The 11,636-nt window shown below is 58.1% G+C and carries 10 protein-coding genes and 1 pseudogene; 3 read left to right on the top strand and 8 right to left on the bottom strand.

From position 1 onward, the window contains the following. Both G1C95_RS12310 and nusA read right to left on the bottom strand, forming a co-directional pair. Positions 1–276, bottom strand: a 276-nt coding sequence (locus G1C95_RS12310; protein ID WP_169173250.1) for a translation initiation factor IF-2 N-terminal domain-containing protein, incomplete at its 3' end; no start/stop codon positions are given. 274 nt (positions 277–550) lie between these two features. Beyond that, complete coding sequence (nusA, locus tag G1C95_RS12305; protein WP_169173249.1) at positions 551–1,588, bottom strand: transcription termination factor NusA; 1,038 nt, start codon at positions 1,586–1,588, stop codon at positions 551–553. A 266-nt stretch (positions 1,589–1,854) separates the two neighbouring features. Here nusA and G1C95_RS12300 point away from each other — a divergent pair, with 266 nt between their 5' ends. After that, on the top strand, positions 1,855–2,565 hold the full coding sequence (locus tag G1C95_RS12300) for a hypothetical protein (RefSeq protein WP_169173251.1): 711 nt from the start codon (positions 1,855–1,857) through the stop codon (positions 2,563–2,565). A 35-nt stretch (positions 2,566–2,600) separates the two neighbouring features. On the opposite strand, the gene G1C95_RS12295 is transcribed toward G1C95_RS12300, so the two are convergent. Together G1C95_RS12295 and G1C95_RS12290 are read right to left on the bottom strand one after the other, a co-directional pair. Further along, complete coding sequence (locus G1C95_RS12295; RefSeq protein ID WP_169173248.1) at positions 2,601–3,965, bottom strand: hypothetical protein; 1,365 nt, start codon at positions 3,963–3,965, stop codon at positions 2,601–2,603. A 5-nt stretch (positions 3,966–3,970) separates the two neighbouring features. Further along, positions 3,971–5,527 (bottom strand): sugar transferase, encoded by a 1,557-nt coding sequence (locus G1C95_RS12290; protein WP_169173247.1) that lies wholly within the window; start codon positions 5,525–5,527, stop codon positions 3,971–3,973. A gap of 360 nt (positions 5,528–5,887) precedes the next feature. Here G1C95_RS12290 and G1C95_RS12285 point away from each other — a divergent pair, with 360 nt between their 5' ends. Beyond that, entirely contained in the window at positions 5,888–7,564 is a 1,677-nt protein-coding gene (locus G1C95_RS12285; RefSeq protein ID WP_169173246.1) for an MDR family MFS transporter, read from the top strand. A gap of 66 nt (positions 7,565–7,630) precedes the next feature. Here the strand turns inward: G1C95_RS12285 and G1C95_RS12280 are convergent, their stop codons facing one another. The 3 genes from G1C95_RS12280 to G1C95_RS12270 form a co-directional block, all read right to left on the bottom strand. Next, on the bottom strand, positions 7,631–8,857 hold the full coding sequence (locus G1C95_RS12280) for an Nramp family divalent metal transporter (protein WP_240947568.1): 1,227 nt from the start codon (positions 8,855–8,857) through the stop codon (positions 7,631–7,633). A 198-nt stretch (positions 8,858–9,055) separates the two neighbouring features. After that, complete coding sequence (locus G1C95_RS12275; RefSeq protein WP_169173244.1) at positions 9,056–9,799, bottom strand: HNH endonuclease family protein; 744 nt, start codon at positions 9,797–9,799, stop codon at positions 9,056–9,058. Further along, entirely contained in the window at positions 9,792–10,661 is an 870-nt protein-coding gene (locus G1C95_RS12270) for an aldo/keto reductase (protein ID WP_169173243.1), read from the bottom strand. Before G1C95_RS12270 ends, G1C95_RS12275 begins: the two co-directional genes overlap by 8 nt. Positions 10,662–10,852: 191 nt before the next feature. Between G1C95_RS12270 and G1C95_RS12265 the strand changes: the two genes are divergently transcribed. Next, positions 10,853–11,515, top strand: coding sequence for an MFS transporter (locus G1C95_RS12265; RefSeq protein ID WP_169173242.1), 663 nt, complete (start codon positions 10,853–10,855; stop codon positions 11,513–11,515). A gap of 4 nt (positions 11,516–11,519) precedes the next feature. Here G1C95_RS12265 and G1C95_RS12875 read toward each other — a convergent pair. Further along, positions 11,520–11,636, bottom strand: a pseudogene (locus G1C95_RS12875) (IS30 family transposase); the annotation flags it as partial.

Genomic DNA, 11,636 nt, shown 5'->3' with positions numbered 1-11,636 from the left:
CGGGGCAGCCGGCTTATGCGGACGGGGAGCGTTCTGAGCCTTCGGTGCCGCAGGTGCGGGGTGAGGGGTGGCCGGCTTGGCTGCGGGAGAGGCAGGCTTCTCAGCGCCCTTGCCACCCTGCTGCGCAAATGCGGCCTTCAGACGACGAACCACCGGAGGTTCGACCGTCGAGGAAGCGGACTTGACAAATTCACCCATGTCCTTGAGCTTCTCAAGCACGGTTTTGCTGTCGACGTTCAAGTCCTTAGCCAGTTCGTATACGCGTGGTTTCGCCACTAATTACTCCTATTCTGTGACCACGCGTGCATGGGCGTGGTCAATTGCTGATGACGGCAAGCCTACCCTGTCTCATCGTGCGACCATGATCGTGTTACCTCATCTCTTGGTGTGGGCATATTCGCGCATCCTGCGCCTACCCACATACAGGACATAAGGGTACTCACGCCACTGGATATGCTGATATGCCGCGAGCCGCACCTTTCGATGCGGCTCGCGGCATATCGATGCATCAACACGGCCTTGTTTCGGCCGACGATGGTATAAGCGTGCTTTACTCGGCTTGCGCCTGTTCTGCAGCAACCTTCTTGGCATGGGCTTCGGCGGATTCGATACCGATCTTCCAGCCGGTGAGCTTGGCTGCCAGACGAGCGTTCTGCCCTTCCTTGCCGATGGCCAACGACAGCTGATCGTCATGGATGAAGGCGATGGCCGTCTTATTCTTTTCGCTGATCACCTGCACACCAGTGGCCACGGCCGGCGACAGTGCGGCGGCCACGAACTTAGCCGGATCCTCGGAATAATCAACGATATCGATTTTCTCGTTGCCCAGGTTCTCCATCACCGCACGCACGCGAGCACCGCCGGGGCCGATCAGCGCACCCTTCGGGTTCACGCCCTCGGCATTGGCCTTCACCGCCAGCTTGGTGCGAGCGCCAGCCTCACGAGCGATTGCCATAATCGACACGGCACCCGACACCAGTTCCGGCACTTCACGCTCGAACAGCTTGCGAACCAGCTCCGGGTGGGAGCGGGAGACCACAATTTCCGGCCCCTTCAGACCACGGGCCACATTCACCACATACACGCGGATGCGCTCACCGTGACGGTAACGCTCCCCCGGCACCTGCTCGCGGCGCGGAAGAATGGCTTCGACATCGCCCACAGCGACATGCACATTGCCCGGATCGGAAGCATCCTGCTGCACAACACCGGTGATCAGGCGGCCCTTCTGACCGGAGAAAGCACCGAATACCTTATCGTCCTCGGCCTTGCGGAACAGCTGGGTGATGACCTGACGTGCAGTGGCTGCGGCAAGACGGCCGAAGTCGCGCGGAGTATCGTCATATTCCTCGCCAAGCTTGGGGGCGGGGTGGGGATTGTCTTCGGTGGGCTCCACGGGGATTTCATCAGCGGCCCATACGGTGAAGCTGCCGGCGCGCTCATCCAGCTCGATGCGGGCATGCTTGGCTGCGTGGGGGGTTTTGAGGTAGGCAAGACGCAGGGCCTCAGCCAACGCCTCGTCCAGCATCTCGGGGTCGATTCCTTGCTCGGCTGCGAGCTTGTGCATTCCGGTCAGGTCCAGTTCCATCGATCCGTACCTCCTATGAAGTTATGTTGGCGCATGGCCTTATTGGTCACAGTTTGCTATTATTGTAGATTTCCATGCAGACACGCTTCTCCTCCCCATGCTCAAACACGCGCACATCAGGGAGTATGAAGCATCATCGTTATCAGCTTCAGCACAGGGTTATCAAGACCTTGGCAACGCTCTGCGCCATGGGCTTATTGTGTTCGCTGAGCGCCTGTTCCGCCACATTGCCCCGCTTGGCTGGCAGAGCCGAAGCGGAGCGGCAGATGAGCCCCTGCGAGCAAGCCCTGACACTGGCCAATGCGGTGCCAAGCAACGCAGGCGATTCCCCCACCGATCCATTGATGATTCGGTATCTGAAGGCACAATCCGTGCCGTTGGCTTGGATTGATGTGGCTGCCACATGCACCGCCAGATTCGGCGAAGGTGTGCTGCGCAACGCACAAAGCAAGTATCAATTGGCTGCGATGGCTTCCAAGCTGGGGCAGGCTGCTCCTGAGGTGTCATCCGCACGTTTGGATGGCGTTACCGACGCCTCAACCTCCACCGATGTGTTGGGAGCGTTTGCCGTTGCGGAGGATCGTGCCGGATTCGCCATCGAGGTGCTGGCTGCGCGTGATGCGTCCTCCGGTGCGACGCTGACGGTTAGCGATATGCATAAAACGGCTGCGCAACAGCTGGTGTCGCTGGCATCGCGCATTGACAGCACGTATCAGGATCCTCGGCTTAAGGTGTATGCCGTCGATCAGTTGCTGGACAACCCTGCTGTCATTCACGATGCTGCCAGCGGACAATCCGTGCCAACTGCCGCAGCCGTCGAAATGGACTGCACGCGCTCGGAAATCGCCGCAATCGACACCGCCGATGGGCAATCCGACACCAATACGCTGCTCATACTCGCCGCCTTGGCCGCCAAGCACGCCTACCGCGCCCTGCAACTGGGATACCCCGCCGACGATACCGCGCTATTCAATTAGTCACATATCGCCCCATGCGCGCCAATGCCGCACAATTACGCTTCAGCCGGAGCGGCAACGCTCGTATGAGGCGCACGCGTCGCGCCACCAATAAGATCGGCACCCCAAATCAGTAGCGGGATGGCGGCAAACGCATAGTTTTCGCACTGGATATACAAATAGGCCACCAGCACCAGCCAACAAACCATTGTTTTATTCCAAGTCTGCCGAGCATTGATATGTCGGATAATCGCGCCGATCAGCAGCGCAAGACCAATCAGCCCGTATTCGGCAAGAAAACTGGTGTAGGCGCACATGGTCCACACCGTGTTCGGTGTGTGACTGTTGGCGAAGTTCAGCGCAGCGGCACCATCCATGCCCATGCCATCCAGTATTGATGCGGCCTGGTTCGCACCTTGCCGGCATGCATCGGCTATGCCGCCGGCACCATAACCGGTCAGCAATGTCCACGGATGGGCAAGCAAGCCGCATAACGGATCAAGCGATTGGTAGATGCGCGCAAAGAAGGAGCCATCGCCTTCGGCACCATGGTGCGCGATCGATAGCAGGCGGGAGTCGGCCAGTACCCCGCATACTCCTAACAGCCCTGCACCAATCAACTGCACTACGCCGCGGAGGCGCTTCGCCGGCTCATGCCAAACGGTGCTCTCCACAATTACCACGATCAGCGCCACCACCGAGTCGATGACGATTCTGGTGCCAGCCTGCATCAGTACCGCACCGACCGCGAACACCACAATCAAATGCCGCAGCCGCGCGGCATAGATGCTGTCGCGCGTACGCATCATCCAGCTCAACGGCAGTAATATGCCGAACAGATGCATACCGATATAGCTGGGTTCGGCAAATAGGAATTGCGGACGACCGCCACCCCACGGCGAATCGGCGTTCAGATACGGCCTATACATCAGATGCTGGAAATAGTTGGTGATTGGCGTCAGCCCCAACCGAATCGCCACCCATTGCACCACGCCCACGGCAAACGCAAACCAATAGGCGGCAATCAACAATCCCACCAATGGCCGCCAATCAAGCCGCTTACGCTCAAAGGCAATATCCAACGCGGCAAGCGTGCACAGCGCGCCAAGCACACCAGTCAGACTCATGAACGCAGCATTGGCATGCAAACCAAATACCGTCCAACCGGGCATCGACAACACCACTAAGACAACCGGTATGGCAAACAGCGTGGCATACCGGTGCATGGTCAAGCGCAGCAAACGCCAGTTGCAGGCGCAATACACGGCGAACAACGCCGGACTTATCGGACTCCAGAATGGCGCATAAATACCAAGCGTGGTGCCATCCACCGGCAGTGCGACGATGGCTAGTAACAGCCAAATCTCACTGCGATCATTGCGTTGCAAATAATCCAGAATCGGTCGCCAAGTGGATTTCATACGAATCAGTATGCGCCCTTATGACTCAGCACGGCACCAACCGTGCGGAACATGAGAATAATGTCTCCCATAACCGACCAATTCTGCACATAGGCGACGTCCAATGCCTCGGATTCCTCGGCGGACAAGTCGGATCTACCGGAAACCTGCCACGGTCCGGTGATGCCAGGCTTGACCAGCATACGCGTGGCATACACCTGGTTGTACATGGCATATTCCTCGGGCAGCGGCGGGCGCGGGCCGACCACGGACATATCGCCTTTGAATACGTTCAGGAACTGCGGCAGCTCGTCGATGGAGAACCGACGGATGAAATGCCCCACCTTGGTGATGCGCGGATCATCCTTCATCTTGAAAATAAAACGATTGGTCTGCCCGGTTTCCTCGGCAAGCTTGCGCTTGAGATCATCGGCGTTCACCACCATTGAACGGAACTTGATCATCTTGAACGGCTTGCCGCGCAAACCGATGCGCGTCTGCGTATAGAAAATAGGACCGCCGTCGGTGGCTTTGATGGCAATGGCAACCGGCACAGTGATAATGGCGGAGCACAGAATCGCCAAACCGGACACCACCAAATCGAACACGCGCTTAAAGAAGCGAGCCATAATCGAATACTGCGGCAGGCGCTGGGTGATAATCGTCACGCCCTGGATCGAGCGCACCTGAATCTCATGGTTGCCGATGTCAGCGGCGGAGGCCAGCATCGCCACCTCAAGTCCCAGCGACTCCATGCGCACGGAGAAAATGTTGTAATTGTCGGAATACCGTGCGAATACGTCGCATACCATCACGGTCTGCGCGTCAAGATTGACGATATCCATGGCCAGGTGATCGGTGCTGTACTGCACAATCGGCAGACGGCTGCCCCAATACTTGAGCATCTGCTCGTCCACGGCTTTGCTGCCAGCCTGTGCAAGATCAAGCGGTTCGATCATGCCTGTTTCTTTGTTGAGGCGAATCGGGCAGATTGCCACCGGCCGGTAATTCAGCTGTTGGCGCTTGGCAAAGAACCGCAGCATGCGACCGATACCCTCAGGAGAGCCGACCAGCACCGTGGCATACGCGTATTGGCCTTTTCTACGGCTGCGGGTCAGGAACATTCTGGAAAAATACCGTTCGATAACCGTCAGCAGCCAGCCTCCGATTACCATCAACGACAGAGAGGCCAGCGTCAGACTGAAATTGAAGAAGAAGTTGAGCGTGCACTGCATCACCCAACACACCACCATGCCTTTGACCAGCAAGGCATTGAGGTGGTAGCCATCGCCCATGATATGACGGTGATAAACGCCGACCTCGCGCAGGGCGTAGATCCAGAACGCCGCCACAATCACGAGATACACCGTGGTGTCCAGCGTGAATCCAAACCGCCAGGAATAGAACGGCGCGTTCTCATGGCGTAGATTCAGCACTGTGGCGCCAGCGATAATGAACATGGACATATCAACGAGCATCAATGCCATGTTGACGAAAAAGCGCCAATATAAGACTCGGCTTAGCTGTTTCTCACGTTGATCGCTAAGCCGCTGCTGACTGCCAGCAGACCGTGCGACATCCATACGGTTCCTTCTCTCTGCACCCGTTTTCTTCTGCACGGCTCGGTACCGCAGCCACGCACCACCACAACAACATCCCCCCGCACTCGAAGGGGGTATGCTCACTAGCACTATACTCGATGCGCTTCGACAGCCGAAGCGCCCTGCTTCATCTTTTAAACATATACGTAACTTCGTTGCAATGGGGGGTATGTATTTAGGGGGAATCATCGGAGTGTCCGCTATGGGGCAATCGCTGCGAATCGCTACGGCATCAAGATGGCGATCACATTCGGGCACCCTTGGGTATAGCGTATTGTGGTGCTTTTTGGCGGCGTGCAGAGGCATGCACGAGGCGGCCGGGCACAGGAAGGTGGCATGTGCATGGGCGCGGATAATGAATTCAACAAACAGCAGCAGCAATCGCAGGGCAACAACGGCACTATCAACGACAACAACAGCGGTAACAGCAACAGCGGTAACAGCAACAGCAACCATAGCCACGGCAGCAGTATTGCCGCCCGCCGCAGCGAATTGCAGCGTGTGCTGTCCAGCGAAGAATCGTATGCAGACGGCAAACTGTCGCGTACGGCTTTCATCTCAATCGCCATATTGACGTTCATCACCTTCGTCGGCAACTTCACCCAGCTGCAGTTGAGCTCTGCGCTACCGATCATCGTCGATGAGTTCCATGTCTCCGTAACCACCGGCCAGTGGCTTACCTCCGTGTTCCAGCTGGTGATGGGCGTGATGGTGCCGTTGACGGCGTTCCTGACCCGACGTTTTTCCACGCGTCAGATCGTGATTGTTTCAATGGCCGTGTTCACCGTGGGTTCGCTGTGTGCATGGCTTGGCCCATCGTTCGTCTGGATTCTGATCGGCCGTGTGCTGGAGGCCGCCGGCACCGGCGTGATGTGGCCGGTGCTGCAAATCACCGTGTTCTCCATTTATCCGCTTTCCCGTCGCGGCTTTGCGATGGGCACCGTGGGTATGGCCATGAGCGTGGCTCCCGCTATCGGACCGACGCTGGGCGGCTGGCAGACCGATGCGAACGGCTGGCGTTCAATCTTCTTGACCATGACCATTATCGGCGTGCTGTCCCTAGTCGCAGCGTTCTTCGGCCTGCATAATTTCGGCGCCCACGACCCGTCGGCGCGCGCCGACTTCTTCTCCGTGGCGCTGTCCGTCTTCGGCTTCGGCGGATTGATGTTCGGCTTCACCAATTCGGAAAGCCATGGGTTCACCGCGCCGGTGACATGGGTGCCGATGCTGGTGGGTGCTATTGGCATCGCATGGTTCGTGGCACGTCAGATTCGTCGTGGACGTGCGCATCGCGCAGGTACCGGTCAGCCTCCGCTTCTTGATCTGACGGTGCTGAAGAATCGTTCATTCACCATCGGCACGATCACCGCCTCGCTGGCGTTCTTCGCATTCTCGTCGATCCTGGTGATTATGCCGCTGTATATTCAGACCGACCGTGGGTTTTCGGCCACAATGTCCGGCCTGATCATGCTGCCTGGCGCGATCGGCCAGTGCGTCTCCCAGTTCTTCGGTGGACGCGCAATGGATCGTTTCGGCGCGCGCCCGGTCGCCCTGTTCGGTTCGATTGTGCTCACCATCGGCACACTGGGTATGTCGATGGTTTCCATGGATACATGGATTTGGTGGGTGTCGATCTGCCAGTTCATACGCCAGATTGGCATGGGTTTCGTATTGATGCCGATTACCACGTGGTCGTTGAACTGCCTGCAGGGGCCGGATGAAGTGTCCGCCGGTTCGTCGGTCACCAACACGGCACGTCAGATTGCAGGTGCTGTTGGCGCGCCGGTACTGGTGATTTTGATGGAAAGCGCGCAGATGTGGCGTCAGTCCACTGGCGTTGCGGCCGTTGAGGCTTCTATTTTCGGCATTCAGTGGGCGCTGCGCTTCTCCGCGCTGCTGTGTCTCATTATGGTGATGATGGTGCTGTTTGGTGTCAAGGGCGATGGTGCGGGTCGCACACGCGATGTGATTTCGCTACGTGCTCTGCGTCGTCGTCGCGCTGCCCGCACCGCTCGCTAACAAATTGTTCTGCTGTGTGGGGCCGTATTCTGCGGTGCCTGTGCCTGACCTTGGTTGAGCTAAACGTTAGGCCTTGCCAATCAAGGTCAGCACAATCAGCACCACATTCAGCGCGATAATCAGCGCCGCAACAGCAATGAATAGCACGTGCTTGATGGGCCCGTCCACCCACTGGCCCATCAGCTGCCGATCGTGCGTATAGCGCATCAGCGGGATGATGGCGAACGGGATGCCGATGGACAGAATCACCTGGCCAATCACCAGCGCCATCGTGGGATTCGGCGCGAACCAAAGCACCACCAAACCCGGCACCAGCGTGACTATACGGCAGGCCCACATCGGTGCCTTGATCTTCAACAGTCCGTGCATGATTTCCGAACCGGCGTAGGTGCCCACCGATGTGGAGCTCAGGGACGAAGCCAACAGACCGATGGAGAAAATCGTGCCGATCACCGGCCCCAGCACTGCAACAATGGCATGCTGCGCGCCTTCGATGGAATCGGTGCCGTTCATGCCATACAGCGAGTTCGCGGCAAGAATCAATAGACTCAAATTCACCGTGCCGGCGATAAGAAGCGCCCACACCACATCAACTTTGGATCCGTCGAGCAGACGTTTGACGGTGGGTTTGGCCTCACCGCCGGCGTAATGGTCGTTCACCAGTGTGGAATGCAGATAAATCGCATGCGGCATTACCGTGGCCCCCAGCATCGAAGAGGCCATAAGCACCGAATCGGTGGTGGTGAAGCGCGGAATCAGACCAGCCGCCACATCAGCAGGATTCGGCGGCGCAATGAACAGGCCGGCGATGAAGCCGAGGGTGATCACCAGCAGCAGTGCGATAACGATTTTTTCGAACAATCGATGGGTTTTGCCGCCTTCGAACATCAATAGTACGGTGGATACCGCACCGATAATGCAGCCGCCGAGGAATAGCGGCAGCCCAAACAACAGATTCAGCGCGATGGCACCGCCGATAAGTTCGGCCAGATCGGTGGCGATGGCGATGACTTCGGCTTGCATGAAGAACATGAATCGTCCGGCGTCGCTCATGCGCTCGCCCAGCAGTTCAGGCAGCGATTTGCCGGTGACGATGCCAAGTTTGGCGGACTGGTATTGAATCAGCACGCTCATCATATTGGCAAGTACCAGCACCCACACCAGCAGGTAGCCGTAGCGTGCGCCTGAGGTGATATTGGCTGCCACATTGCCCGGATCCACATACGCCACGGCGGCCACGAAGGCCGGCCCCAGCATGCCGGCGAGCGCATGGCCGTGCCGATGTCCTTGCATCTGCTGCGTCTGCTGTACCTGAACCTGCCCCTGTGTTTGTTCTTGTGTCATATCGTGTTCCGACATGTGCCGGTCATCTTCTTGTGTGTTGTCTTGTCTGGTCATACCGGGGCTTAGTTATAGCGCGGATTTGTTAACAAGCCAACGAATCGTTCACTCATGACGTTCGCACATGGCGTTTACTCATGACATTCGCCATTATTGCTGGGGCACGGCCTGCCCCGGGCAGGTGTGGAGCACCGCCAGCATAGCATCACGTTCTGCACTGGTGACGGTGAGCTGGTATTTGTCTTTGACGCCGATTTGTCTGGCCACATAGTCGCAACGATATGCGCTATTGGTGGGCAGCCAGTAGGCGGCGGAGGACGATCCCTTTTCGCTGTTGGATGGCCCGTCAACCGCCAGCAGGTTGTAGGGGTCGTTGGCAAATTCGCGACGTGTCTGGCTATCCCAATCTCGTGCGCCGGACTGCCAGGCGTTTTCCAGCGCCACTACATGGTCGATTTGCACGGCGGCGCTGGTGCTTCGCCCGCGTACAAAGTGAATGGTCTGGCCGGTGTAGGGGTCGGCAAGCTCGCCGGATACCACGGTGCATGCGTCGCCGGCCTTCAGTTGTACTTCGGTCAGGTCGCGGGCGAGGATATCCTCTCGTGTATCGCAGCCGTTGCCGTCGGCATCGTATTCGCGAAAGGCGAAGGAGTCGCGGTCGTATCCGGAGGCATCGGGATTGTCGTTCACAGCAAGCCCTGCAAGCGTATCCGCTGCGGAACCGGTCGCCGTGTAGTTGCCAACTACTTTGCCGACGGTGGTGCTGGCCTGCGGCAGCAGCAGTCCTGCGCTGACACCGATAATGGCGGCCAGCACCAGCAGAATTAATATGCGTTCCAGCGGGCCGGATGGGTTGACCGCGCGACGGCGAAAGCGGGCGGCGGACTTACGCATAGGTGAAGGTGAGAGGGTCGTGGCCGGCGCGGGTGGGGCCGTCAAGTGCATCAATGGCCGCATGTTCCTCAGCGGTGAGCGCGAAGCCGAACAGATCAAGGTTCTCCTGCTGTCGCGCGGCGTGCACGGACTTGGGAATGATAATGGTGCCGTTTTCGATATGCCAGCGCAGAATCGCCTGCGCCGGGCTTACGCCATGGGCTTGGGCGATGCGTTCGATGGTGCCATTGCCGGCATTGAGGTCGGCACCGCGCGCCATCGGAGAATAGGCTTCGACGGCAATGCCGTGCGCCTTGCAGAATCGCACCACTTCACGCTGCTGCCAAGTGGGGTGCAGTTCGACCTGGTTCACAACTGGCCATTCGCCGGTTTCCTCATGCAGTCGTTCCAGATGTTCCGGCATGAAGTTGCATACGCCAAGGCTTTTTGCACGTCCCTCTTCACGCAGGCGTGCCAAGGCCTTCCAGGTTTCGCCGGATCGCCAGTTGAACGGAGTGGGCCAGTGGATCATATACATATCCACATAGTCAAGCTGCAGCAGGTTCAGGGAATCGTCGAAGGCTTTTAGCGCCGAATCGTAGCCTTGCTGCGAGTCACGTAGTTTGGTGGTGACCCACAGGCTTTCGCGCGCTGCTCCGGTGTTGTAGCCGGTTGTCGCGAGCGCACGGCCGACGCCGGCTTCGTTGTTGTATCCTGCGGCGCCATCGATATGACGGTAGCCGGCTTCGAGAGCGCTTTCTACCACGGGCACCACGCCTTCGTCATCGATGCGCAGCACACCTAGGCCGATCTGGGGGATGGCGTGGCCGTCGGCAAGTGCGATATCCGGCACGCCGGCCGGATTGGTATGGGTATTGGTCATAACGAACTCCTTGGATTGAATGGTTTGGTCGATGTCTGATTCCAGAGTACCGCGCGCCCATGCGCATGGGTTGATAAGTCCGCGCAATCGCGAGAAAACGGCTAAACCCGCCGAAGCTGTTTTGCCCGTACGCCTAACCGGCTAGGATATGACAGTTGGCTCCGTTGATGCGTGGTGGAGAGGAAGAGCATATGACGGGTCCGTTCCAAGCGGCAAACAAGCAGTCCAATCCGCTGGGAGAACTAACGCAATCGCGTGGTTCCGGGCGATATACGTTTGGGCTGGCGCTTAGCGCCGGTCTGGCGGGTTTATTGTATGGCTACGATACGGTATCGATTTCAGGTGCAATCGATTTTCTGCACTTGCGCTACCATCTTGGCACCCTGTTAGAGGGCACCATTATGTCGTCGATTATGTTCGGCGGCATTCTTGGCGCCATGTTCGCAGGATTCCTTGCCGACCAGTATGGCCGCAGGTGCGTGCTCATCGCCGGAGGCACCCTGTTCTTCTTCGCCTCGCTGCTCAGCGCCTTGGCGATTGATCCGTTCACACTGATCGCGGCACGATCAATCGGCGGCATCGGCATCGGGCTTGCGGCGGCGTTGGCGGTGACCTATATCACCGAATCCGCGCCCACGCATATCCGCGGCACCCTAGCGTTCTCCTATCAGATGCTGGCGGTGTGTGGCATTTTCATGACCAATATCATCAACTATGTCATTGCCTCGCACGGCGACATAGCGTGGGATATCAACCTTGGCTGGCGCTGGATGCTGGGCATCGGCGCTGTTCCTGCAGCCGTATTCGTAGTGGCGATGCTGCAAGCGCCGGAAAGCCCACGTTTTCTGACTTGAATTTTCAGAGCAAGTGCAACGTTGTTGAATGGTGGATTTCCCAGGGTGTCCTGTAGCCGTGGCGTTTGCGTGGTCTGTGGTTGATAGCGTCGTATACGGTCCGGACCTGGCCGTCGTCGAT

Origin of the sequence: Bifidobacterium oedipodis, from assembly GCF_012932425.1 — a bacterium.
GTDB classification, from domain to species: domain Bacteria; phylum Actinomycetota; class Actinomycetes; order Actinomycetales; family Bifidobacteriaceae; genus Bifidobacterium; species Bifidobacterium oedipodis.
The sequence above is the reverse complement of the archived record's forward strand: the minus strand, read 5'-3'. Positions and strand labels throughout refer to the sequence as shown.